This window comes from Collinsella sp. AF28-5AC (assembly GCF_003457875.1).
GTDB lineage: Bacteria > Actinomycetota > Coriobacteriia > Coriobacteriales > Coriobacteriaceae > Collinsella.
The window spans coordinates 20310-45302 of record NZ_QRTA01000007.1 but is presented as its reverse complement, the minus strand read 5'-3'; the positions used below and the strand labels follow the sequence as shown (position 1 = coordinate 45302).

The following is a 24993-nucleotide window of genomic DNA, read 5'->3' as shown; positions in this document are numbered from 1 at the left end:
GCTCTAACCTCGATTATTTGAATTGCTTCGAAAAGAGGATGCCGTGATCTGCCCGCATTGCCTTAAGACTATCGAGGACGGCGCCTCGTTCTGCCCCTACTGCAACGCCTATGTGGGTCCGGGCGATGGTCCCGAGCACACCGAATTCGTGTTCTGTGAGGGCTGCGGTGCCCGTCTTTCTCCGCATGATCGTACGTGCCCCAAATGCGGACGCCCCGCTCCGGGTATCCTCTCCGAGGATGCGGCAGCATCCGACCTGGCAGCGGGCCGCACGGCGGGCTTTCCGCGCCTAACGCAAGAGCAGATCGATACCGAGGTGCCGCATGCGCCGGCCTCTGCCGCTGCGGTGCTTTCGGACGCCGCCGACCCCAATGAGACCTGCGTGCTGCCAGCTTTCGATATGGATTTCGGTATCCCCAAGGTCGATATTCCCACGCCCGTTTCCCTGCATGACGATGCTCAAAAACCCAAGCGCAAGGTGCATCCCGACGAGGACGCCTATCACAAGCACAAGCGTCATATCCCCAAGCCGCTCATTATCATCGCGGTCCTTGCCGTCGTTTGCGGCGGTGCCTATTGGTTCGTGACGGCCGATCCTATGGGTGTCATGCCTGGCTTCTACGACCAGTTTGGCCAGGCCGCGCAGACGACCTTCCCCACGCGTCAAAAGGGCGAGGCCACTGAGGACGATACCAAGCAGGACGATTCTGCCGAGGTGGTCCAGGAAGAAACCGTGCTCACCGATGATCAGCTCTATACCAGGCTCGACGGTCTGTATCAGACCATCGTGTCCTATGCTGACGAGGATCAGATCGGCGAGGTCATCGATTCCTTTAACAACGGCTATCTCCGAACGCCGCTGTCCACCCGTCAGGAGCTGTCGCAGAGTGCCTACGCCCTGCGTGATCAGATCAAAAAGACGCAAGATGAGCTTAACAACCTGAAAGTACAGGACGATACGGTCTATGCGGATGACATCGCCCACTTAAAGCAGCTTGCCGAGTGGATGTATGAGCGCGTCGACGTGATCTGCCAGAGCTGGGATATCTCGCTGGCCATTCCCGATGGCGAGTCGATGAGTTCCCACCAAAGCGAGATCCTGGCGCCCATCGCGCAGGGCGGCAACAGCGCGCTGAACCAGTACGACGCCAATGTGGGTTCCTGGAAGCCGCAGCAGCGTTCCTAAAATTAGTTCGCCATAGTCGGCATAACCTACGTGCGCAATTGATGTAAGCCCGTGCTTATTGCTACAATTCGTACAAATATGCTTTAAACGCACGAGGAAGGAACCACATGTTTGGTTTTAAGAAAGAGCTCTACACGCCCGAGTATCAGCTTGTCGGCGACGAGTGCGCCGTAATCGAGACGTCGAAGGGTACCATCAAGGTCAAGTTTGACGGCGAGGGCGCTCCCATTCATGTCGCGAACTTCTGCGAGCTTTCCACGATGGGTTTCTATGATGGCCTTAAGTTCCATCGCTATGTGCCCGGTTTTGTTATCCAAGGTGGCGACCCCAATACCCGCGACATGTCCGGCGCCGACGTCGCCGCCGGTCTTGAGGGCCCCGACGGCATGCCCGGTACCGGTGGCCCCGGCTACTGCATCAAGGGCGAGTTTGCCACCAATCCGCGCAACAGCCATGTCGATGGCGCCCTTGCCATGGCACGCTCCATGGACCCCGATTCCGCGGGTTCGCAGTTCTACTTCTGCCTGGGTGCCCAGCATAACCTCGATTCCGGTTACACCGTCTTTGGTACCACGGTCGAGGGTCTCGATGTGATTTCGCAGCTGCGTGCCGGCGACGAGATCGTCCATGTCGAGATCGTTCACGAGTAAAGGGGACTTCCTTGAATAGCCAGCTGATCCAACAGGGCCGCGCCGCTTACCGCGCGGGTGATTTTTCCGCTGCAGCCCAGATGCTTGGGGCGGCAAAGACTCCCGATGAGATTATGGGCGAGGCCGATCACCTTCGTGGCAACGCCTTGATGCACCTGGGCATGTATGCCGAGGCCGCCGAGGCCTATGCCGCCGCCCTCAACGACGGCACCTACGGCAAGCGCGGCGCGCTGCTCACCAACCGCGGCAAGGCGCTTGCCGCCGTGGGCGACTACACGACGGCCGCTCAGGCGTTCTCTGCTGCTACGCAGGATGCTTCCTATGCCACGCCGTTCAAGGCCTATCTGGGCCTGGGCAATGCGCTGTTCCAGTCGGGCGACTATGCCAACGCGGGAACCGCCTTCCGTCAGGCTGCCATCGACGGCACCAATCCGGCTCCTGCCGCCGCGCTCGGCGAGCTCGGTCGTTGCTTCATTAAGCTCGGCCGTCCGGCGGATGCCGTGGAGACTTACCGCACGGCTATCGACTTTGCCGGCCCCCGCGACGACACGCGTGCGCTCAACGCCGGCATGGGTCAGGCGCTTTCTGCCGCCGGCCGCCCCTCCGACGCACTCGATGCCTTTAACGCCGCTACTGCCGATGGCATCTACCAGCTCACCTCCGAGCAGGCCGATGAGCTTGCCCGCGTGCACGATTCGCTTGCCGCGCTGTCTGCCCAGACGGCTATGGCCACGGCTCCGGCGCCCGCGATGGACGCTCCTGCCGTCGATCCTCTCGATCCTACGGGCGCGACCGGTCAGTTTATGCCCGATCCCTCGGACACCGGCTTCTTTACGCTGTCCGAGTCCGAGATGGTCCAGCAGGACCGTCAGGATCGTAAGCAGGCCAAGGTCCGTCGTCGCCATCGCCATACGGGTCTTAAAGTCTTCATCGTTCTGCTTCTGCTTATTTTGATCGCCGCGGGCGGTCTGGGCTTTGCCTACACGCGCGGCTTTGGCTTCCCGTCTCAGGAGTCTGTCGTTACCGATCTGTTCCAGGCTGCCGGCGACGGTGACGCCGCAAAGGCCGAGTCTTGCCTGGCCTCGAGCCTGTCCGAGGACGCTAAGTCGATGATCATCTCCTCGATTCCGCAGGGTGCCACCGTGTCCGTCGAGGGCATGGATCAGTCCATGACCGAGACGACCGCCAAGGTGAAGGCATCGCTGTCCAAGGGCGGCGAGCAGGAGTACACCGTCAAATTCGTGCGCTCCGACAACCATATCGGCTGGGCCGTTTCTTCGCTTGATATGGATTTCTCGGCTGCTGACAACCAGTAGTGACCTTATGGGATTTAGCTTTGCCCGGCGCTTCACCGCAAGTGAGGCGCCGGGCTTGCGCTAGTATGATGAGCTAGTAGTTTTCCAGCAATCATCCAACACATCAGGAGTTGCGTTGTTTTCTTTGATGGATATGTTCTTCGGTAGCTATGCGGGCGATCTTGCCATCGACCTCGGCACCGCCAATACGCTTGTCTCCGTGCGCGGCAAGGGCATCGTCATTCGCGAGCCCTCTGTTGTCGCCATCGACAAGAACGACGAGCGCATCTTGGCGGTCGGTATCGAGGCAAAGCGCATGCTCGGCCGTACGCCCGGCAACATCGTGGCCGTTCGTCCCCTGAAGGACGGCGTCATCGCCGACTTTGATGTTACCGAGGCCATGCTTCGCTACTTTATCGACAAGGCGTCCGAGAAGCGCTATCCGTGGACTCCGCGTCCGCGTGTTGTCGTCTGCGTTCCCTCCGGTGTCACGTCGGTCGAGAAGCGCGCTGTCTTTGAGGCCACGATCCAGGCCGGTGCCCGCCAGGCCTATCTGATCGAAGAGCCCATGGCGGCTGCCATCGGCGCCGACCTGCCCGTCGAGGAACCCACCGGCTCCATGGTCATCGACATCGGTGGCGGTACCACCGAGGTTGCCGTTATCGCTATGGGCGGCATCGTCGTCTCGCAGTCCATCCGTATTGCCGGCGACGAGTTCGATCAGGCCATCCTCACGCACGTTCGTGATGCCTACAACCTGGCCATCGGCGAGCGTACGGCAGAGGACATCAAGATCAAGGTCGGCTCCGCCGTGCCGCTCAAGGATGAGCTCGACGTCGAGGTCAACGGCCGCGACGTGATCACCGGTCTGCCCAAGACCGTGCGCATCGAGAGCGAGGAGATTCGTCGCGCACTCAACAAGCCGCTCGACGAGATGGCCAAGGCCGTCAAGGACGCACTCGACGCTACGCCTCCCGATCTTGCCTCGGACCTTATGTACTATGGCATTTTGCTGACCGGTGGCGGCGCGCTGCTGCGCGGTCTCGATGTGCGCCTGCGCGATGAGACCGGCGTTTCGGTCAACGTCAGCCCCACGGCGCTCGATAACGTTGTTAACGGCTGTGCCCGCGTGCTCGAGGCCAATGCGTTTGATGGCGGCTTCGTCCAGACCAATGCTTAATTTCCAAAAGGTGGATTCCATTTGGCACGATCTTCGGGTTTCTCCACAAATCTGAATACCAAGCGACAATCAACGGGTATGCGCCCGTTGATTGTTTTCAGCCTGATTTCGGTGTTGCTGCTCACGTTTTACATCCGCGAGGGCGAGGCAGGACCGATTCATGCCGTGCGCTCGGGCGTGACGACGATTACCTCGCCGGTGCGCTTTGTGGGCTCGGCTGTGGCGGCTCCCTTCAATGCGATCGGTAACGTGTTCTCTAACCTTACGGCGTCGCAGGACACGCTTGACGAGCTTAAGAAGCAAAACGAGGAACTGACCTCTAAGGTTGCCGAGCTCTCCGAGGCTCAAAAGACCGCCGAGCGACTGGAGGGGCTGGTCGGCCTGCAGTCGACCTACAACCTCAAATCAACCGCAGCTCGTATCGTCGGCGCTTCGGGCGATGCCTGGACCTCGACCGTCACCATCGATAAGGGTTCTGCCGACGGTCTTACCATCAACATGCCTGTGACGAGTTCTGCCGGTGTCATAGGCCAGATTATCGAGGTCTCGGCCAAGACGTCCACCGTGCGCCTGATTGGCGATGAGAACTCGGGCGTGTCCGCTATGGTGCAGGACACGCGCGCCCAGGGCATGCTGCAGGGTCAGGCTGACGGCACGCTGCGTCTTGAGTACGTGAGCGTCGATTCCGACGTTAAGGTTGGCGACATCATCGTGACCTCGGGCATTGGCGGTGTGTTCCCCAAGGGTCTACCGCTCGGCACCGTCTCGTCTGTTGAGAAATCGGCTAACGACGTGTACTACACCATTGTGGTGCGCGCCCAGACGACGGCCGAGAACAACGAGGAAGTGCTGGTCATTACCTCGCTGACCGACGAACAGTCGGCCTCGGATGAGGACGTGAACACGGCCAACAGCACGCCGCAGGGAACGTCGCGCGATGCTGCGACCAAGACGAAGGACGAGAGCCCGGATGACAGTTCCGACACGTCCGAGACGACCGATTCCGGCTCGAGCGAATAGGGGGCATGTCCATGGATCTACACGAGCAGGGGATGAGCTCCCGCACGTTTGTAATCGCCGCCATTGTGTGCGTGCTGCTGCAGGCAGGCCTGGCACCGCAGATCTCCATTGCGGGCGGTCGCGTCAACTTTATGATTATCCTGGTGTGCCTAAGCGTGTTCTCGGGCGACCCGACCCGTGCCGTCGTGTGCGGTTTTTGCAGCGGCTTGTTCTATGACCTTTCCGCTGCCGTGCCGGTGGGCGTTATGTCGCTCCTGCTGACCGTGGGTTCTTTTGCCCTGGTGCATAGCGCTGCCGGTCAGACGGGCGGTACCCCGAGTGCGCGCGGCATCACTGTGGGCGCCTTCGCGTTCGTCATTAATGTGATCTACAGCATCATCTTGCTGTTTATGGGTTTGGAGACGAGCTTTGTCGTGGCGATCTTCGGCCATGCGCTGCCGTCTTCGATCCTGACGGGTCTGGTTGCCATTCCGTTTTTGATGTCCGGCGTCGTGCCGCAGTCCGGTTATGGATTCTCCGCACGTGGCGGACGCCAGACGGGCATGCGCTTTAAGCCCAAGACCCGTAAGCTCAAATAGGGGAGGCCTGTAGATGTCTTCCCAGATGACGGTTATTATCGCCGGTATCGTGCTGGTAGTGGCCATCGTGGTCGCGCTGGTCATCATGCGTCGCGGCGATTCTCGTTTTACCTACGATACGCAGCATGGAACGGCCCCGCGCGCCACCGAGGGCGAGGGCAATACCGCGGCGACCGCCTTTAAGGGCCGCTTCTCCATCCTCACCACGGGTGTGGGCGCGATGTTCGCGGCGCTTGCCGTCAAGCTGTGGGGCATGCAGATGGTCTCGTCGGACTATTACGAAAAGCAGGCTAATAGCAATCAGACGCGCACCGTTACCACACCCGCTGTGCGCGGCCGCATCCTCGACCGCAATGGCGTGGCACTTGTCCAGAACCGTCCCTCACTTGCTGTCGTGGCCTACCGCGACCTTGCCGAGGATGAGGTTCTGGTTCGCCATCTTGCCAACGTGCTCGGTATGCCCTACGTGGCGGTGCTGCGCAATATTCAGGACAATTCCGAGGGTGCTCAGAGCCTGCATACCATCGCGACGGACGTCCGGCGCTCCACGGTTGCCTATATTCAGGAGCACGCCGGCGAGTTCCCGGGCGTCAAGATTGCCGAGCGTACCGAGCGCCAGTATCCATATGGCGAGACGGCATGCCATATCTTGGGCTATACCGGCACCATTACCTCCGAGCAGCTCGAGGCCCAGAATAAGAAAACCTCTGGCGATGATGATGCTTCTGCTGGCCGGATTACGTACCAGTCGGGCGATATCGTGGGCCAGGCGGGTGTTGAGAGCTACTACGAAAACCTGCTGCAGGGTATTCGTGGCGAGCAGACCGTCAAGGTCGATGCCTCGGGCAATGTGACCGGTCAGGCCGGCGCCGTGCCCGCCAAGGCCGGCTCCGACATTAAGCTCACGCTCGACCTTAAGATTCAACAGGCCTGTGAGACGGCGCTGGCGAGCGCCATCGAGCTTGCCAAGACCACTGGCTACAGCAATGCCGGCAACGGCGCTGTGGTGTGTCTCGATCCCAACAATGGTGAGATCCTGGGCATGGCGAGCGAGCCCAAGTTCGATCCTTCCGTCTTTATCGGCGGCGTCTCAAATGACGTGTGGACCGAGCTCAATGATGACAAGGGTTCGCACCCGCTGCTCAACCGCGCCATTAGCGGACAGTACATGTCGGCCTCGACCATCAAGCCGCTTTCGGCACTGGCCGGTCTTGAGTTTGGAACCTACACTTCAACACAGACAACCAACTGCACGGGCTATTGGACGGGCTTGGGCAGGGCTTGGGGCAAGCGCTGCTGGTTGACGTCTGGCCACGGCACCATGACGCTGCAGTCGGGTATCGCCAACTCGTGCGACCCCGTCTTCTACGACATGGGCAAGGCGTTCTTTTATGACGAGCAACATTCCGAGGGGCTGCAGGAGGTCTTTCGTCGCTGGGGCCTAGGCAAGACCTGCGGTATCGATCTGCCGAGTGAGGGCGCGGGCCGTATTCCCGATGCCGAGTGGAAAGAGTCGTACTTTACCGACGCCTCTGCCGAAGACCGCAAGTGGAATGCCGGCGATATGACCAACATCGCCATCGGCCAGGGCGACATTTTGGTGACGCCTCTGCAGATGGCATGCGCCTACATGGGCCTTGCCAACGGCGGCAAACAGTACGTGCCTCACGTGTTTTTGTCTGCCGTGTCGCGCGATGGCGACGGCGATGCCTATAAGTACAACGGCAAGGGCAAGAAGAAGCGCCTGGAGGCCAAGATCAACAGCGATTCGGATTTGGCTCTTGTTCGCAACGGCATGCACGACGTGATTTACACGGCATCGACGTCCTTGGCGGCTCACTTTGGCACCCTGACGCCGCAGGTGTACGGCAAGTCGGGCACGGGCGAGAAAAGCGGCGAGGACGAATACGCGTGGTTTTGCGCCTATGCGCCGGCCGATGATCCCAAGTATGTCATCGCTACTGTCCTGGAGCAGGGCGGCGGTGGCTCAGATACCGCGATGCATGTCGTGCGCGATGTGCTCGGCGTGATTTATGACGAGCCCGATACCTCTTCGGCCTCGGGCGATTCTTCGGTTCGATAGGAGGTTGCGATGGTTTTTTCTCCGGCGGATCTGTTCCGTTCAACCAAGACCGGCTCTCGCAGCAGCCTGGACCGTGTCAACAAGCAACTTTCGGCCTCGCGCGGCACGTTTCGCCAAAAGGTGCATATCGGTGTGCTCGTGGCCACAGTGGCGCTCGTCGCCTACGGTGCCATCATTATTTGGTCGGCGTCACAGTTTAAGGCCGACGCCTCATTCTCGCGCCACCTGCTGGGCATTGGCATTGGCGCGGTGCTTGCGGTGCTCGTCTGGCGGACCGATCTGCGCGGCATCTCTAACTTCTCGACGGCGCTGCTCGTCATTGACCTTATTGTGATCTTCTCGCCCAAGATTCCGGGCCTGTCCTATACGGGCGGTCTGGGCATGACGGGCTGGATCAAGATTCCCGGTATCGGCTTGACATTCCAGCCGGTTGAGCTTGCCAAGCTCATCACCATCTTCTTTATCGCCACGCTTGGCTCGCAGTATAACGGCCGCATCGATACCGTTCGCGACTACGTCAAGCTCTGCGGCATGCTGTCCATTCCGTTTTTGGCCGTCGTCGCCATGGGCGACCTGGGCTCGGGCCTGGTCGTGCTGGTCTCGGGCGCCATCGTCATCTGCATGAGCGGTGCACGCCGCGAATGGGTGCTGTCGACCCTGGCCCTGCTCGTGGGCCTGGTGGCCCTCGTCCTGGCGCTCGATTCGGTCTTTGATTCGTTGCTCGGCCACGATGTGCTCATCAAGCAGTATCAGATGAACCGCCTGACGGTCTTTATCGACCCCGATAATGCCGATTCGGACGATGCCTACAACCTGCAGCAGTCGCTTATCGCCGTTGGCTCGGGTGGCTTCTTTGGTAAGGGTTTGGGCCATGCGACGCAGTCGGCCGGCGGCTTTCTGCCTGAGTTCCACACCGACTTCGTCTTCGCCTTCCTGTCCGAGACCTTTGGCTTTTGCGGTTCCTTTTTGCTCCTATGCCTCTACGTGCTGCTGATCTTTTCGACGATTCGCGTCGCCTTTAAGTGTGAGTCGCTGTTCTTGCGCCTATCGTGTGTGGGCATCGTTGGCATGTGGGCGTTCCAGACCTTCGAAAACATCGGCATGTGCATCGGCATGATGCCGATTACCGGTATTCCGCTACCGTTTATTAGCTTCGGTTCGTCTTCGATGATGATTCAGCTGCTGACGGTGGGTATCGTACAATCCATATGGCGGCATCGTTCGGGCGCCGCGTAACCGCTGGAGGGGTTTGCTATGAAAATTCCCGTAGATAAGCTGACCCGCGCTTTTAAGATGGGCGCGTCCGTTAAGAAGGATTCCGATACGCCGGTGCGCGTCTCGGTCTATCTGGATTCGTCCGCCTCGCGCTTTCTTGCTGAGACGGTGCGTGACGCCTTTGTGCCGCAGACGACCTCGGGCATTGTGCGCGTCGAGCGTCTGGGGGAGGAGCGAATTGCTCCAAAGACCGATACCGATGTGGTACTGGTGCTCTCGTGTGGTTCCGACCGCCTGGAGAGTGCCGTGCAGGAGCTCGTGATCGCCGGCGCGCCCGTGTGCGTGCTTGCCGAGTCTGCTGTGGAGGTGCCGTTTATCGAGGAGTCCACGCCCATGCTCGGCGTGGTGGCGGCAACCGATAAGACGTATCTGCTCGAGACGCTTGCCCGCTGGATTCTCGATCGTACGGACAAGGAGACGGCTTTTGCGGCGAACTTTGCCTTTATGCGCATCGCGGCAGCTAATCGTATCATCACCTCGTGCGCGCTCACCAATATGGCGACCGGTGCGCTGGTGTTTTTGCCGGGCGCCGATTATCCCGTTATGGCGCTGGCGCAGGTGGGCATGCTCTTTGAGCTCGCTGCCGTCTTTGGACGCGGCATTAAGCCTGAGCGCGGCTACGAGGTCGCGGGCGTGCTTGCCGGCGGTCTTGTGATCCGCGCGGTCACCCGCGCGCTCGTCAAGCAGACGCCGCATATTGGGTTTGCCGTTAAGGCGCTCACTGCTGCCGCGGGCACCTATGGCATGGGCCGTGCGCTTGTTTCGCTCTACGAGCGCGATGTCGACTACAGCCGTGCCAACGAGGTGGTCACTGCCACGTTCTCCCGCGTTCGCGATCTGGTGACCACGGTCGCGGGCGCTACCCGTCCTATGGCGTCCTACCAAGACGCATCCGATCTCGCTGCTTAGGGGTTTTCTGTTGCGCGTTCCGTATCAAGACTGCTTTCATTTAATTGAGCCGCTGCTCGCCAAGGTCGAAAAGCCGAGCCGCTATATCGATCACGAGTGGGGCACGCTTTCCAAGGCCGATGCCGACTACCGTTGCTGCCTGATCTACCCGGATGTGTACGAGGTTGGTTTGCCCAACCAGGGCATCGCCATCCTCTACAACATCCTTAACCAGGCCGAGGGCATCTCCTGCGAGCGTGGCTATGTGCCGTGGCCCGATATGGGTGATGCCATGCGCGAGGCGAGCATTCCGCTGCTGTCGCTCGAAGGTGCTGCCCCCGTTGCTTCGTTTGATATCGTCGGTCTGCATGTGCCGCACGAGATGGCGGTGACGAACTTCCTCGAGGCACTCGATCTCGCTGGCATTCCGCTGTTAGCGGCCGACCGAGGTGAAGACGACCCCATCATCATCGCCGGCGGCCCCTCGGTGTACAACCCCGAGCCGTACGCGGCCTTCTTCGATGCCATCCTCATCGGCGAGGGCGAGGAATCGCTGCTCGAGACCTGCCAGCTGCATCGGCGCCTGCGCGACGAAGGAGTCCCGCGCGCGCAGATTGTTGAGCAGCTTGCATCCATTGCCGGCAACTACGTGCCGTCGCTCTATGAGATTCGTCACGACGAGCCCTGCTCGCCGCATGGCTACACCGTGCCGCGCGAGGGCAAGGATGCTCCGGCCGTGGTCTACAAGCGCGTCGTCGAGGATTTCGGCGCCACGAATCCGCTGTCGCAGTCGTGCGTGCCCTATGCGCAGCTGGTTCACGACCGCCTGTCTATCGAGATTCTGCGCGGCTGCGCTCGCGGCTGTCGTTTTTGCCAGGCCGGCATGACGTATCGCCCGGTGCGCGAGCGTTCGGCCGACCAGATCGTCTCGTCGGTGATTCAGGGTCTGGAAAAGACCGGCTATGACGAGGTGTCGCTGACCTCGCTCTCCACGACCGACCACTCCTGCATTCGTGACGTGCTCGGCAGGCTCAACCGTCGCCTGGAGGATACGGGTATTCGCGTGTCTATTCCGTCGCAGCGCTTGGATTCGTTTGGCGTGGATATGGCCGAGTCGGTCGCCGGCGAAAAGAAGGGCGGCCTGACGTTCGCGCCCGAGGCCGGCAGCCAGCGCATGCGCGACATCATTAACAAGAACGTGACCGAGGAGGACCTGGACCGTGCGGCCAAGGCGGCCTTCGAGGCCGGCTGGAACCGCATGAAGCTCTACTTTATGATGGGCCTTCCCGGCGAGCGCGACGAGGACATCGTGGCCATCGCCAATCTGGCCGATCACGTGCTGGAGCTTGGTCGTTCCGTGGTGCCCAAGGCTCGTCGCGGCTCGATCTCGGTGTCCATCTCGGTTTCGGTCTTTATCCCCAAGGCTGCCACGCCGTTCCAGTGGTGCCCGCAGCTCGACTACGACGACGTCAAGCGTCGCCAGAAGTTGCTTATCACGAGCGTTCGCAACCGTGCCGTCCGCGTGCATTACCACGATGCCGAGACTTCGCTCATCGAGGCCGCGCTGTCCCGCGCCGGTCGTGACATGACGCCCGTCATCATCGATGCTTGGCGCGCGGGCTCTCGCTTTGACGCCTGGGTAGAGCATTTCTCGCTCGATAACTGGAAGGAGGCTGCTGCCAAAAACGGCATCGACCTCAATGAGCTCGTGCACCTGCCCTACGAGTTGGACTGGCGCCTGCCGTGGGAGCATGTGAGCCCCGGCTGCACGCGCGGCTTCCTCGAGCGCGAGTACCGTCGCTCACTCGAGGGCGTCACGACTCCCGACTGCACCCGCACGTCGTGCACCGGCTGCGGAATCTGCCCCACGCTTCACGCCAAGAATGTATTGATGGGTGATCGCGCATGAGTGAGCGCCTGACCGACACCCCCACGCTCTTTAGGCTTCGTGTTCGCTATGGCAAGCGCGATCGCCTTAAGTACCTGGGCCATCTCGAAGTAATCCATACCATTGAGCGCATCGTGCGCCGCGCGGGACTTCCCTATGCCGTCACGCAGGGCTTCTCTCCGCACATGCGCGTGGGCTTCTCTTCGGCGCTACCGGTGGGTACGTCGTCGACCTGCGAGTGGTATGACCTGTTTATGACCGAGTTCGTGGCGCTCGACGAGGCGTTTGGGCGCCTGGCTGCGGCGTCTCCGGCCGATCTGGCGCCCATCGAGGCGGCGTACATCGACGTGCGCACGCCGGCGTTGACGGCGCAGCTCACGCGTCTGTCGTATCGCATCGACCTGCACTTGGATCCCGAGGCGCCCGTAAGCGCCGACGAGGTGCGCGCTGCGATTGACATGCTGCGCGCGGACCATGGCATCGACTACGCGCGCGGCAAAAAGAGCAAGCGCTTGGATTTGGATCACACGCTCGTGGGCTATGAGCTCACGGCAGGGGAGCGCCCGGACCATTTGGTGCTCATGCTCGACACCCATGCCGACAACGAGGGCTCCATGCGTCCGGAAATTTTGCTTTCCGCTGCTGATGTTTTGTTGCAGGGCTTGACCCCGGGCGTGGATGCACCTATTGTTTCCACCGGTATGCAAGACCTCGTGACCATCTGCTCCTACGATGTCGAGCGTCAGAATCAAGCATGCGAGGACGACGAGGGCCGACTCGTCAGCCCCATACCTGTGCGAACTTGTGGATTTGCTCCACATACTCGTTGACGGGGGTATTTTCGCCTGCTACTATATTCGGCTGTTGCACTAACTGATGCATGAAGGGCAAGTAAACATGTACGCAATCGTTAACACGGGCGGCAAGCAGTACAAGGTCGCCACCGACGATGTCATCACCGTCGAGAAGATCGAGGGCAATGAGGGCGACAAGGTCACCCTGCCGGTCATCTTCCTCAACGATGGTAAGAAGATCGTCACCGATCCCGACAAGCTGGCCAAGGCCAAGGTTACCGCTCAGATCGTTGAGCAGTTCAAGGGCGAGAAGCAGCTGGTCTTCAAGTTCCACAAGCGTAAGCGCTATCGTCGTCTGAAGGGTCACCGTCAGCAGCTCACCAAGCTGAAGATCGTGAAGGTCCAGGCTACGTCCCGCGCCAAGAAGGCTGTCAAGGCAGAGGCCGAGGCTGTTGCCGAGGCTCCCGTCGCCGAGTAGATTACACTCGTAACGAAAGAGTAGGTATACACAATGGCACACAAAAAAGGACTCGGTTCCTCCCGTAATGGCCGTGACTCCCGCGGTCAGCGCCTTGGCACGAAGCGCTATGCCGGCCAGACGGTAACCACGGGCACGATTCTCGTCCGTCAGCACGGCACTCACATCCACCCGGGTGAGAACGTTGGCCGTGGCAAGGACGACACGCTGTTCGCGCTGGTCGACGGTACCGTTGAGTTCCACAAGGGTATCAAGCACAGGGTCAGCGTACGCCCGCTCGCGAACGCGTAATTCACCCTTCATAGAGCACATATGTGGGAGGCACTTGAGTTTTAGGATTCAAGGGTCTCCCTCTTTTTGTAGGAGGCGATTCTGTTGTCACAGTTCACCGATATCAGCCGCATTAACGTGTGCGGCGGCGACGGCGGAGCCGGATGCATGTCGTTTAGGCGCGAGGCATTTGTCCCCAAGGGCGGCCCCGATGGCGGCGACGGCGGTCGTGGCGGCAATGTCGTCATCCAGGCCGATGCTCAGCTGTCTTCGTTGATCGATTACCGCTTTAAGCATCACTTTCGTGCCGAGCGCGGAACGCACGGTCAGGGCGCCCGCCGCAACGGCAAGAGCGGCGAGGACCTCATTTTGAAGGTCCCCATGGGCACCGTGGTCCGCGAGCTCGATCCCGAGACGCAGACCCCGATGTTCGAGATTGCCGACCTGGTGCACGACGGCGAGCGCGTTGTCGTGGCGCCCGGCGGTGCCGGTGGCCTGGGCAATACGCACTTTGTGACGTCGGTGCGCCGCGCGCCCGCGTTCGCTCAGCTGGGCGAACCGGCCGAGGAGCACTGGATTGAGCTTGAGATGAAGCTTATGGCCGATGCCGCACTCGTGGGCTTCCCCTCGGTGGGCAAGTCCTCGCTTATCGCGCGCATGAGTGCCGCCCGTCCCAAGATCGCCGACTATCCGTTTACCACACTCGTGCCGAACCTCGGCATGGTGCGTGCCGGTGAGTATTCTTACGTCGTTGCCGACGTTCCTGGTTTGATCGAGGGTGCGAGCGAGGGCAAGGGTCTGGGCCATCAGTTCCTGCGCCACATCGAGCGCACGGCCCTGATCATGCATGTCGTTGACATGACGGGTGGTTTTGAGGATCGCGACCCGGTTGAGGATTACCGCATCATCAACCGTGAGCTCGAGCAGTATGGCGCCGAGCTTTCGGAGCGTCCGCAGATCGTCGTCGCCAACAAGTGCGATGCGCCGGGCACGGCCGACAAGATTGCCGACCTCAAGCGTGCGGCGCTCGACGACGGGCATATGTTCTTTGCCGTGTCCGCCGTTACGGGTGCCGGCCTCAATACGCTGATGCTTGCCGTGGGCGAGCAGGTGGCTAAGCTGCGAGCCGAGCTGGCGGTCTCTGATGAGCCGGTCGATCTGCGCGACGAGGAGTGGGAGCGTCGCCGTCTGCAGCGCGAGAAGCGTTTCCGCATTGTCCAGGAGGAGCCCGGTGCCTTCCGCGTGGTCGGTCGTGCCATCGAGCGCATGGTCATCCAGACCGACTGGGAAAACGAGGAAGCCGTCATTTACCTGCAGCACAAGTTTGCGCGTATGGGTGTTGACGACGCGCTCGAGAAGGCCGGTTGCCGTGCGGGCGACGAGGTCCGCATTTGCCAGCGTGCCTTTGACTTTGAGGGCGCTGAGGACTTCTCGGAGTACGAGGAGCTCGAGGACGCTGGCGAGGACGTTGCCGTTGAGGCCATTGACGTGGCCGATGCTGCGGATGAGGGCGTCGAGGCTATCGATGCGGCTGATGCCGCGGACGATGCCGAGACCTCGGAGGGCGAGTAAGCCATGTCGCTGCGCGGTGGAATCGGTTTGCCCGAGCTACCCATAAAAGAGGGCAAGGAGTTTCGGCTTGGCATTATGGGCGGCACCTTTGACCCGATTCATTACGGGCACCTGGTGACTGCCGAGCAGGCGCGCGAGTCGCTCGACTTGGACGCTGTGCTCTTTATGCCGGCGGGCTCTCCCGCCTTTAAGCTTGACAAGCCGGTGACGCCTGCCGAGGACCGTTATGCCATGACGGTCCTCGCCACCGCCGCGAACCCGGCCTTTTTGGCGAGCCGGTTCGAGATTGACCGTCCGGGCGTAACCTATACGGCCGATACGCTTCATGCCCTTCGCGACTTTTACCCGCCGCAGGTAAAGCTCTACTTTATTACGGGCGCCGACGCGATTATTGATATTGTGACCTGGCATGATGCCGAGCGAATTGCTGAGCTTGCTACCTTTATTGCGGCGACGCGACCGGGTTTTGATATCGATACGGCGCGTGCCCGAATCAAAGAGTCGGGGCTGCCGTTCGATGTGCGCTATATTCAGATTCCGGCGCTGGCGATCAGCTCGACGAACATTCGTAAGCGAGTTGCCCGCGGCATGAGCGTGCGCTATCTTACGAGCGAGTCTGTGCTCGGCTACATTCGCAAGCGCAGGCTATATGCCGATCTGGGTCAAGAAGATTTTGAGTGATGGGGGCTACGTTGTCGGTAGAGGATCAGTTTGAGGGCGATGAGCGCGCGCTGCTCAAGCGCATTCAAGAGCTGCTCGATGTTCGCATGAAAGATAAGCGCAAGCGCTATGTGCATTCGTTGGGTGTTGCCGAGACCGCACTTCATCTGGCCGAGGTCTACGGCGTTGACCGCTTTGATGCCGCTGCCGCCGGCTTAATTCACGACTGGGACAAGGTGCTTTCCGATGACGAGCTCGTGGCCCGCGCGATTCACTATGGCATCAAAGTTGCCGGCTCTCCTTCCGCCGCGACGCCGCTTTTGCATGGCCCTGTTGCCGCCTATGAGCTTCCGCAGCTTTTCCCCGAGCTGTCGCCGGCTGTTTTCCAGGCTGTCGACCGTCACACCGTGGGTGCCTGCGATATGACGCCGCTCGATATGGTGGTCTTTGTGGCAGATGCCATCGAGCCTAACCGTCACGGCGACTATGTCCATGCGCTGCGCAAGATGGTGGGGAAGTCCTCGCTCGATGAGTTGTTCTTCTCCTGTTTTGCGCAGGGTCTGGTCTATGTGATCCAGTCCGGGCGCTATCTTTATCCCACGGCTATTACGATTTACAACCATTACGCCCAGCTGCGCTAGCTCGGGCTGTCTAGAAAGAGGTATTCCATGGCCGACGAGACCATGACCGACGAGCAGATTCTTGAAGGTGTGGAGCACAAGAGCTTCGTTGCCACGTCCGACCGCACTGCCGCCTCGCTGTCCGCGAGCGGTGTCGCCGCCGAGGATGTCGCCCGCGCCGCCGCGCAGGCCGCCTACGACAAGAAAGGCGAGGACGTGCAGGTGCTCGATCTGACCGAGCTCTCCGACGTGTGCGACTACTTTGTGCTCGCCACCGGTACCAATAACCGTCAGGTCGATTCTATCGTCGACGAGATCGAGGAGAAGGTCGCCGTGGCTTGCGGTGAGCACCCGTTCTCTATCGAGGGCCGCGAGCAGAAGACCTGGATGCTCATGGACTACGGCTCGGTTGTCGTCCACGTCTTCACTCCCGAAGCCCGCGACTTCTACCGCCTAGAAAAGCTCTGGGGTGACGCCCCCCAGCTCCCCCTCAATCTCCTCTAGTAGCTCATTTGATACGGGGCTTTTTAGCTAGCTTCGCGCATTTCGCCGGGCAGTTGCGGTTTTCCGCACCTGCCCGGCTTTCTTTTTTGCCTAAAGGCGGTTAATCGTTGAAGCGGGATTGGCGGCCGAAAGATAGGGCGGTGTCGCCGAACTTGTCTCGGACGGCGTCGATAGCGACCGAGAGGTCGCGACGGTCGCTTGATTGGGCTCCGCGGTCGTCGACTTCGCAGAACAGGTCGGTCTGGATGCCGCCTTGGTGGTCGAAGTCGCTCATGCCGATGCCCGCTAAGCGAACATGCATGCCTTCCTGCCAGATGTTGTCGAGCAGTTCGAGTGCAACCGCCACGAAGATGTTCTCATCGTCGGTCGGATGAGGCAGCCGGCGCTGTGCCGTACGCCCGCTGCCATACGAATACTTAAGCTTGAGCGTTACCGTGCCGCCCGTCAGTCCCTGACGGCGCAGGCGGCGTCCAACCGACTCACCCAGCAGCGCAATCGCCGCTTCGATGTCCCCGCGCTCAGTCAAATCTTTCGCAAAGGTGCGTTCATTGCTGACCGACTTGACCTCGCGCTCTTCATCGAGACTCGTGACTTCGGAGATTTCAAGTCCCAGCGCACGCTGACGCATACGTTCGCCGTTGACGCCAAAAATAGAGGCCAAGGTGGATTCCGGCGCGCGTGACAGCTCGCCGAGCGTGTAGATGCGCATACGGCGCAGTCGCTCCTCGGCCGAGCGCCCGATGCCGCTCATGGCAGATACCGGCAGCGCGGCCAAAAAGCGCTGCTCGGTTCCGGGGCGCACGATGGTCAGCCCAAACGGCTTATCCCGCTCGCTTGCGATCTTTGCGACCGTCTTGTTGCAGCCCACGCCAATGGAGCACGTCACTCCCAGCGCTGCCACACGGTCGCTTATACGCCGTGCAACCAGCAGTGGGTCCTCGGGCGCAAAGCGACCCGGTGTGATATCGATAAAGGCTTCGTCGATGGATACGCGCTCAACGCGCGGCGTCTCCTCGGCAAGAATCGCCATGACCTGCGCGCTCACCTCGCGGTAGCGATCAAAGTGCCCGTGCGTCCAAATGGCTTGCGGGCACAAGCGCCGCGCCTCGGCCGAGGCCATGGCAGAGTGCACGCCAAAGCGGCGCGCCTCATACGAACACGTGGACACGACGCCACGCGAATCGGCGTCTCCGCCCACGATGAGTGGCTTTCCGCGCCATTCGGGATGATCGAGCATCTCCACGCTCGCAAAAAACGCATCGAGGTCCATGAGGCCCACCGCCGGACCCGTCCAGGGAGGCGGCGTGACGCTCATGGCATCCTCATAACCGTATGTATGTTCGCGTCTTTCCATGTCATGAGTATACCGCGCAGCTCATGTGGGGTGCGTGTATGTGCTTGCAAATCCCGAATTCTTGTCTAAGATATGGATTTGCCCTCGACTACACCGAAGAAGTTGGTCTCACGGACTTCACCTGCCCGCGTCGATGGCGTATTATGTTCAACTGTTTGTTTGTAGTTGCAGCCTAAAGCTGCTTGGTTGGAGGAGTTTCCTTTGGCAGTCAAGATTCGCCTTGCTCGTCACGGCGCTAAGAAGCGTCCGTACTACCGTGTCGTCGTCGCCGATTCCCGCGCCCCGCGTGACGGTCGTATCATCGAGGAGGTTGGCCGCTACAACCCGATGACCGCCCCCAAGACCATCAACCTCGACCTCGAGAAGATCGCCGACTGGCAGTCCAAGGGCGCTCAGCTCACCGACGCCGTCGCCGCTCTGGTCAAGGCCGCCAACGAGGGCGAGAAGACCGAGACCGTCGTCAAGAAGTCCAAGAAGCAGCTCGCCAAAGAGGCCGAGGCCGCTAAGGCTGCCGCTGAGGCCGCTGAGGGCGCCGAGGAGTAAATCGTGCCTGAGGTTGACGCTGCACAGCTCGAGGGTGAGGCAATGCTCTCAGATCGCATCGCCGATCTCGTCGAATATCTCGTTGTTCAGATCGTCGACGACCCGGATTCCGTGAGCCTTGAGGTCATTGATGGTGATGACGCCTCTACGATTGAGGTTTCTGTCGCCGAGGATGACGTCGCTAAGGTCATCGGCCGTCGTGGCCGTACCATCAAGGCCATTCGCACGCTCGCCCGTGCACTGGCCGCTCGCCTCGACACTGCTGTCGAGGTAGAGGTTCTGGGCTAGGACCTTGAGGTCCCAGTACAAAAACATCGCCCGTGTGGTCAAGCCGCACGGAAGGAAGGGGGAGGTCCTCGCGCAGCCGCTGCGGGGGCTTCCTTCTGTATTAGAGCCGGGTATGCGCGTCGCCCTGACGCCGCCGGCGCTCAAGCGCGACCGCTTTTGCACGGTCGTGTCCGTCACCGATACGGGCGATGGCGATCTGGTCTCGTTTGAGGGCATTGACGACTTGACGGCCGCCGAGGGCATCACGGGATGCTATGTGCTGGCAAATCGTGACGACTTTGAGCTCGATTCGCTCGACGCCGCCTATACCGACCTGATGGGTCGCGAGGTGGTCGACGAGCGCTTCGGTTCGCTCGGCACGATTGTCGAGATCATGTCGACGCCTGCCAACGATGTTTGGGTTGTCGAAGGCGATCGGTACGGCGAGGTACTGATTCCCGTGATCGAGCGGGTCGTGCTCGATCTTCCCGATGCAGGAACAATTTCCGTCCACGTGATGGATGGCTTGATCGATATGGACAAGTAGGGAGGACAACATGCTGATTGAGACCCTTTCGGTCTTTCCCGAGATGTTTGAGCCCGTCATGTCCACATCGATTTTGGGCCGCGCCCGCAAGGCCGGCCTTTTTGATTTTAAGGCGTATAACCTGCGCGACTGGACGCACGACCGCCATCGTACCGTCGATGACGAGCCGTACGGCGGCGGGCAGGGCATGCTCATGAAGGTCGAGCCTATCGCCGAGGCCATCGAGGCCATTAGCGCGGAGGGCCCCAAGCCGACGGTGGTGTTCTTCACCCCGTGCGGCGAGCCTTTTACGCAGCATGTGGCCGAGCGCCTGCTCAAAAGCGAGCGCCTGCTGTTTGTGTGCAGCCGTTACGAAGGTGTCGACGAGCGTGCCTATGCGTATGCCGACGAGCGCCTGTCGATCGGCGATTACGTGCTCACGGGCGGCGAGCTTCCCGCTATGGTCGTTGCCGATGCCGTCGTACGCCTGATTCCCGGCGCCCTGGGCGACGAGATGAGCAACGTCGACGAGTCGTTCTCGACCGCCGAGGACGGAGGCCTGCTCGAGTATGCGCAGTACACCCGCCCCGCTGAGTTCAATGGCCAGGGTGTGCCTCCGGTGCTCGTGAGCGGAGATCACGCTAAGGTCGATGCCTGGCGCCGCAAGAATGCCATCGAGCGCACTTGTCGTTGGCGTCCCGATCTGATCGAGACGGCGCGGCTTACGCCCCAGGAGCGCGCATACGCGCAGGAGATTCTGGACGCTTCGTATTCGCAGAGCGAGGAGTGAGAATGGTTCCATCGCAGCATTCCGCGTTGAGGGGCGCCTTTGAGTGGATCGCGGTCATCGCAATCGCGCTCGTGGCCACCTTCCTGATCCGCACCTTTGTGGTCGAGCCCTTTGTGGTGCCCACCGGCTCCATGGAGTCCACGATCGAGATTGGCGACCAGATCTTGGCGCAAAAGGTGAGCCTTGAGCTCGGCCAGCCCGTCAAGCAGGGCGATATCGTGGTGTTTCACAACCCCGATGGCACCTCCGAGCACGATGTTCTTGTCAAGCGCGTTATCGCCACGGCCGGCCAGACGGTCGATTTGCAGGACGGTCGCGTGGTCGTTGACGGCCAGGCGCTCGATGAGGACTATACGACCGGCATGAGCTGGCCGCTTTCGGTCCAAGCGCCTGGCGCCCAGGTGAGTTATCCCTACACCGTTCCCGACGGGTGCGTGTGGGTGATGGGCGACAACCGCGAAAACTCTGCCGACTCGCGCTACTTTGGTCCCGTCGATCGCTCTGATTTGATCGCTGTGGCGCTTGTGCGCTACTGGCCGCTCAACCGCATCGGCGCTATCGACTAAAAACCGCTATAGTACAGTACCTAACCGTGTAATCGTTTCGACGAGGGGATATTAGAGGCATGAACGCTTCATCGCTTTCCTTCCAAGACATCATCCTGCGCCTCCAGCAGTACTGGGGCGAGCAGGGCTGCGTCATTATGCAGCCCTATGACTCCGAGGTCGGTGCCGGTACCTTCCATACCGCGACCACGCTGCGCTCGCTCGGCCCCGCCGAGTGGCGCACCTGCTATGCGCAGCCCTGCCGCCGTCCCGCCGACGGCCGCTACGGCGAGAACCCTAACCGCATGCAGCACTACTATCAGTTCCAGGTGCTCATCAAGCCCTCGCCGGTCAACGCCCAGGAGCTCTACCTGGGTTCGCTGGCCGCCATTGGCCTGGACCCCAACGACCATGACGTCCGCTTTGTCGAGGATGACTGGGAGAGCCCAACCCTGGGCGCCTGGGGCCTTGGCTGGGAGGTTTGGCTCAACGGCATGGAGGTCACGCAGTTTACGTACTTCCAGCAGGTGGGCGGCATCGAGGTCGACCCCGTGCCCGTCGAGATCACTTATGGCCTGGAGCGTATCGCCATGTATGCCCAGGGCGTCAACTCCGTTTACGACCTGGTGTGGAGCTACCTGCCCGACGGTACGCCCATGACCTATGGCGACGTGTTCCTCGAGAACGAGCGCGAGTTCAGTGCTTATAACTTTGAGGTCGCCAACGTCGAGATGATGCGTCAGAAGTTTGACGACTACGAGGCCGAGTGCCATTCCTGCCTGGAGCGCAAGCTGCCGCTGCCAGCGTATGACTGTGTCATGAAGTGCAGCCACGCTTTCAACCTGCTCGATGCCCGCGGCGCCCTGTCCGCGGTCGAGCGTGCCAACTACATCCTGCGCGTCCGCGCCGTCGCCAAGGCGTGCTGCGAGGCCTATATGGCCGAGGTCGCCGGAGTCAACGAGAATGCCGACCAGGAAGGCGAGGTGGCGTAAGCCATGGCAGACGCTAAGGATTTCCTGTTTGAGATCGGTACGGAGGAAATGCCCTCCGCACCGCTGAACAATGCTGTCAAGCAGCTTGGCACCATGATCGCCAAGGGTCTCGACGAGGCCGGTCTGGCCCACGGCGAGGTCCGTGTGATCTCGAGCCCGCGCCGCCTGGCTGCGCTCGTTGCCGACGTCGCCACCGCGACCGACGAGGTTCACGAGGTCAAGCGCGGCCCCGCGGCCAACATCGCCTTCGATGCCGATGGTAACGCCACCAAGGCCGCCCAGGGCTTCGCCCGCAAGTGCGGTGTGGCTGCCGAGGATCTGGTTCGTCGCGAGGACACCGACGGTCGCGAGTATGTCTTTGCCGAGAAGAACATCCCTTCCGCCCCGGCCACCCCGATCCTGACGGCCCTGTGCGAGAAGACTATCGCTGGCCTGCAGTGGCCCAACTACCGCTCTCAGCGCTGGGGTCACGAGCATGCGACCTTTGTTCGTCCGGTCCGCTGGATCTGCTGCCTTCTGGGCGAGGACGTTGTGCCCGTGTCGTTTGCCGACGTGACGAGTGGCAACACCACGCGTGGTCATCGCGTGCTTGGCCCCGGTGACCATGTGGTCGCCAGCCCCGCCGTCTACGAGCAGGTGCTCGAGGACGCCGGCGTGCTTTCTGCCGAGCGCCGTCGCGAGGCCATCCTTGCCGGTATCGCCGAGGTCGAGGCTGCCCGTCCCGGCTGCCATGTCGATACGCCCAAGAAGGTCTTTGAGGAGGTCATCAACCTCTGCGAGTGGCCGACGGTGCTCGTCGGGACCTTCGATGAGGAGTTCCTCAAGGTCCCGCACGAGATCATCTGCGAGTCCATGCTCACCAACCAGCGCTACTTCCCGATCTATGACGGCGAGGGCAAGCTCACGCGTGAGTTCGTGGTCGTCTCCAACAGCAAGCCCGAGAACGCCGAGCGCGTGATCGACGGCAACGAGCGCGTTGTGCGTGCCCGTCTGGACGATGCAAAGTTCTTCTACGAGGAGGACCTGAAGATCTCCCTCGACGAGTTCCGCGAGCGTCTGGCCAAGGTCGCCTTCCAGGAGAAGCTCGGTAGCGTGCTCGCCAAGTCCGAGCGCATCGAGCAGCTCGCGCTCGCTATTGCCCGTGAGGCACACCTGGGTGCTCACCTGGCAGCCGATGCCGCTCGCGCCGCGCACCTGTGCAAGGCCGACTTGGTATCCAACGCCGTCGTCGAGTTCACGAGCCAGCAGGGCGTGATGGGCGGTTACTACGCCACCGCGATGGGGGAGAACGATGAGGTCGCCCACGCCATTCGCGATCATTATCGTCCCCGCTTTGCCGGTGACGAGCTGCCCGAGGGCACCGCTGGCTGCATCGTGGCCTGCGCCGACAAGCTCGATACCATCGCCGGTATCTTTGCCATTGGCGAGCCCCCGACCGGCTCCTCCGATCCCTACGCGCTGCGTCGTGCCGCTATCGGCATCATCAACATCCTGCGCGACCGTCTGCCGATCGATCCCACGTCGCTTATCGACTTTGCCCTTGAGCTCTATAGCGAGCAGGGTATCGAGTTCGACGCCGCCGAGGTCGCTCAGCAGGTTCGCGACTTCTTCCACGGCCGTCTGGTGAGCATGACCCGCGACGAAAAGATCCCGGCCGATACCGTTGCCGCCGTCTCCGCGGTGCACATCATCGCCCCGTCCGTCTTCTTCGCCCGCTGCGCCGCCCTCGACGAGGCCCGCAAGAACGACGCTGAGACGTTCGATAACCTGGCGACCGCCTATGCCCGCGCCGCGCACATCTCCAAGCCCGAGCTGGGCGCGGAGTACGACCGCGCCCTGATGGGCGAGGTCGAGCTCGCGCTTGCCGATGCCTCCGAGGCTGCTCAGACCGCTGTCGACGCCGCCCTTGCTGCCGAGGATTATCCGGCCGCATTTGCTGCCCTCGCCGCCCTGCGCGCGCCCATCGACCGTTTCTTCGACGAGGTCATGGTCATGGACAAGGACGAGCAGCTCCGCGATAATCGCCTTAAGCTGCTCAACCGCTTCGAGGCCGTTTTCTCCGGCATCGCCAACATCGGTGAGCTTGCTCGTAAAAAGTAAGCCAGCCTGCGTGTAAGCGCAAAAGGAGCCCCGCATGGATTGCCCGGTCACCGCTCGTCCCACCGTTATCGTTATCTCCGACTCGCTCGGTGATACCGCTTGTGAGGTGGTGCTTGCGGCGTCCGGGCAATTTGATGAAGGGGCTTTTCGTCTCTTGCGCCTGCCCAAGGTGAACTCGGTGGAGCAGGTCAAGTCGTTTGTGGGTCCGCGCGTCGATGCCGATCATCGCGATATTGCCGTGTTCCACACCATTGTCGATCCGGCGCTTCGCGCCCGTGTGCTCGATTACCTGGGCATGCTGCATATCCGTTCGGTCGACCTGATCGGCCCGACGCTCGCTGTGCTGTCGTCGCTCATCGGTGTGCCGCCCAAGGGCGTTGCGGGCGTGATTCACAAGACCGATGACCGCTATTTCCATCGTATCGAGGCCATGGAGTATTTCGTTGAGCACGATGACGGGCGCGGCTGCGACGATCTGTCGGGTGCCGATATCGTGCTGCTGGGCGTATCGCGTACGTCCAAGACGCCGCTGTCGATGTATTTGGCCTATCAGGGCTACAAGGTCGCCAATGTCCCACTGGCGCATGGCATGGAGCCGCCCAAGTCGATTTACGAGGTCGACCCGATGCGCCTGTTCGGCCTGATTTCGACCGTCGATGTGATTTCCGAAATTCGCGATAGCCGCTTGGGCGATGACTACGCTCGTGCCGTTGCCGGCTCCTATGCCGAGCCTGAGAGCGTGCACAGCGAGCTCGAGGAAGCCCGTGCGCTCATGAAGCGCCTAGGCTGCTTTGTGGTGCGTACCGACGGCAAGGCCATCGAGGAAAGCGCAGCCGAGATCATTAGCCACTTGGAGGAAATCCAAGAAGCCCGTGCCCGCCGCGCCGCCCGTCGAGCCTAATAGTAGCAGCATTTTGATAAAGCGATTTAGCAAA

26 protein-coding genes are annotated in these 24993 nt (G+C 61.1%); 25 read left to right on the top strand and 1 reads right to left on the bottom strand.

Features of this window, described 5'->3' with window-relative positions:
- The first annotated feature begins 43 nt into the window (after positions 1–43).
- The 17 genes from DWZ01_RS06225 to rsfS all read left to right on the top strand — a co-directional run bounded on the left by DWZ01_RS06225 (position 44) and on the right by rsfS (position 16941).
- On the top strand, positions 44–1186 hold the full coding sequence (locus DWZ01_RS06225; protein WP_158557002.1) for a zinc ribbon domain-containing protein: 1143 nt from the start codon (positions 44–46) through the stop codon (positions 1184–1186).
- A 107-nt stretch (positions 1187–1293) separates the two neighbouring features.
- The gene (locus tag DWZ01_RS06220; protein ID WP_055249980.1) at positions 1294–1836 is read left to right on the top strand and encodes a peptidylprolyl isomerase; all 543 of its coding nucleotides are present in this window, start codon (positions 1294–1296) and stop codon (positions 1834–1836) included.
- Positions 1837–1847: 11 nt separating this feature from the next.
- Positions 1848–3152, top strand: coding sequence for a tetratricopeptide repeat protein (locus DWZ01_RS06215; protein ID WP_233506184.1), 1305 nt, complete (start codon positions 1848–1850; stop codon positions 3150–3152).
- A 127-nt stretch (positions 3153–3279) separates the two neighbouring features.
- Positions 3280–4311, top strand: coding sequence for a rod shape-determining protein (locus DWZ01_RS06210; RefSeq protein ID WP_006236061.1), 1032 nt, complete (start codon positions 3280–3282; stop codon positions 4309–4311).
- Positions 4312–4389: 78 nt separating this feature from the next.
- Positions 4390–5331 carry a rod shape-determining protein MreC gene (mreC, locus tag DWZ01_RS06205; protein WP_117564242.1) on the top strand — a complete coding sequence of 314 codons (942 nt, stop codon included), beginning with the start codon at positions 4390–4392 and terminating at the stop codon, positions 5329–5331.
- Between the two features lie 11 nt (positions 5332–5342).
- Positions 5343–5909 (top strand): hypothetical protein, encoded by a 567-nt coding sequence (locus DWZ01_RS06200; protein ID WP_117646379.1) that lies wholly within the window; start codon positions 5343–5345, stop codon positions 5907–5909.
- 13 nt (positions 5910–5922) lie between these two features.
- Complete coding sequence (gene mrdA, locus DWZ01_RS06195) at positions 5923–7992, top strand: penicillin-binding protein 2 (protein WP_117848388.1); 2070 nt, start codon at positions 5923–5925, stop codon at positions 7990–7992.
- Positions 7993–8001: 9 nt separating this feature from the next.
- On the top strand, positions 8002–9228 hold the full coding sequence (locus DWZ01_RS06190) for an FtsW/RodA/SpoVE family cell cycle protein (RefSeq protein WP_117848387.1): 1227 nt from the start codon (positions 8002–8004) through the stop codon (positions 9226–9228).
- 18 nt (positions 9229–9246) lie between these two features.
- On the top strand, positions 9247–10176 hold the full coding sequence (locus DWZ01_RS06185) for a YcjF family protein (protein ID WP_006236071.1): 930 nt from the start codon (positions 9247–9249) through the stop codon (positions 10174–10176).
- Positions 10177–10186: 10 nt separating this feature from the next.
- On the top strand, positions 10187–12064 hold the full coding sequence (locus tag DWZ01_RS06180; RefSeq protein WP_117848386.1) for a TIGR03960 family B12-binding radical SAM protein: 1878 nt from the start codon (positions 10187–10189) through the stop codon (positions 12062–12064).
- The gene (locus DWZ01_RS06175) at positions 12061–12873 is read left to right on the top strand and encodes a TIGR03936 family radical SAM-associated protein (protein WP_117848385.1); all 813 of its coding nucleotides are present in this window, start codon (positions 12061–12063) and stop codon (positions 12871–12873) included. Before DWZ01_RS06180 ends, DWZ01_RS06175 begins: the two co-directional genes overlap by 4 nt.
- 67 nt (positions 12874–12940) lie before the next feature.
- Positions 12941–13315: a 50S ribosomal protein L21 gene (gene rplU, locus DWZ01_RS06170; protein WP_035138585.1), complete on the top strand. Its 375-nt coding sequence runs from the start codon at positions 12941–12943 to the stop codon at positions 13313–13315.
- Between the two features lie 33 nt (positions 13316–13348).
- The gene (rpmA, locus tag DWZ01_RS06165) at positions 13349–13606 is read left to right on the top strand and encodes a 50S ribosomal protein L27 (RefSeq protein WP_006236075.1); all 258 of its coding nucleotides are present in this window, start codon (positions 13349–13351) and stop codon (positions 13604–13606) included.
- Between the two features lie 84 nt (positions 13607–13690).
- Complete coding sequence (gene obgE / locus DWZ01_RS06160; protein WP_192934567.1) at positions 13691–15157, top strand: GTPase ObgE; 1467 nt, start codon at positions 13691–13693, stop codon at positions 15155–15157.
- Between the two features lie 3 nt (positions 15158–15160).
- Entirely contained in the window at positions 15161–15838 is a 678-nt protein-coding gene (nadD, locus tag DWZ01_RS06155; RefSeq protein ID WP_117637231.1) for a nicotinate-nucleotide adenylyltransferase, read from the top strand.
- An 86-nt stretch (positions 15839–15924) separates the two neighbouring features.
- A complete protein-coding gene (gene yqeK / locus DWZ01_RS06150; RefSeq protein ID WP_192934568.1) occupies positions 15925–16458 on the top strand; it encodes a bis(5'-nucleosyl)-tetraphosphatase (symmetrical) YqeK in 534 nt (177 codons plus the stop codon).
- Positions 16459–16485: 27 nt separating this feature from the next.
- The gene (rsfS, locus tag DWZ01_RS06145; RefSeq protein ID WP_117848383.1) at positions 16486–16941 is read left to right on the top strand and encodes a ribosome silencing factor; all 456 of its coding nucleotides are present in this window, start codon (positions 16486–16488) and stop codon (positions 16939–16941) included.
- A gap of 100 nt (positions 16942–17041) precedes the next feature.
- On the opposite strand, the gene dinB is transcribed toward rsfS, so the two are convergent.
- Positions 17042–18295: a DNA polymerase IV gene (gene dinB, locus DWZ01_RS06140; protein WP_199412400.1), complete on the bottom strand. Its 1254-nt coding sequence runs from the start codon at positions 18293–18295 to the stop codon at positions 17042–17044.
- 201 nt (positions 18296–18496) lie between these two features.
- On the opposite strand from dinB, the gene rpsP reads away from it, so the two are divergent.
- From rpsP to DWZ01_RS06100, 8 genes are read left to right on the top strand one after another with little or no spacing between them, the layout of a single operon-like run.
- Entirely contained in the window at positions 18497–18838 is a 342-nt protein-coding gene (rpsP, locus tag DWZ01_RS06135) for a 30S ribosomal protein S16 (RefSeq protein WP_022094749.1), read from the top strand.
- Between the two features lie 42 nt (positions 18839–18880).
- Positions 18881–19126, top strand: coding sequence for a KH domain-containing protein (locus DWZ01_RS06130; protein WP_171021534.1), 246 nt, complete (start codon positions 18881–18883; stop codon positions 19124–19126).
- A gap of 34 nt (positions 19127–19160) precedes the next feature.
- The gene (rimM, locus tag DWZ01_RS06125; protein WP_233506183.1) at positions 19161–19652 is read left to right on the top strand and encodes a ribosome maturation factor RimM; all 492 of its coding nucleotides are present in this window, start codon (positions 19161–19163) and stop codon (positions 19650–19652) included.
- Between the two features lie 10 nt (positions 19653–19662).
- Positions 19663–20421, top strand: coding sequence for a tRNA (guanosine(37)-N1)-methyltransferase TrmD (gene trmD, locus DWZ01_RS06120; RefSeq protein WP_117639941.1), 759 nt, complete (start codon positions 19663–19665; stop codon positions 20419–20421).
- 2 nt (positions 20422–20423) lie between these two features.
- Positions 20424–20987, top strand: a complete 564-nt coding sequence (lepB, locus tag DWZ01_RS06115; protein ID WP_117639939.1) for a signal peptidase I — start codon at positions 20424–20426, stop codon at positions 20985–20987.
- A gap of 59 nt (positions 20988–21046) precedes the next feature.
- Positions 21047–21958: a glycine--tRNA ligase subunit alpha gene (locus DWZ01_RS06110; RefSeq protein ID WP_006236091.1), complete on the top strand. Its 912-nt coding sequence runs from the start codon at positions 21047–21049 to the stop codon at positions 21956–21958.
- Between the two features lie 3 nt (positions 21959–21961).
- Complete coding sequence (gene glyS, locus DWZ01_RS06105; RefSeq protein ID WP_117770367.1) at positions 21962–24058, top strand: glycine--tRNA ligase subunit beta; 2097 nt, start codon at positions 21962–21964, stop codon at positions 24056–24058.
- A 34-nt stretch (positions 24059–24092) separates the two neighbouring features.
- Positions 24093–24959, top strand: a complete 867-nt coding sequence (locus DWZ01_RS06100; protein WP_117770366.1) for a pyruvate, water dikinase regulatory protein — start codon at positions 24093–24095, stop codon at positions 24957–24959.
- The last annotated feature ends 34 nt before the right edge of the window (positions 24960–24993 follow it).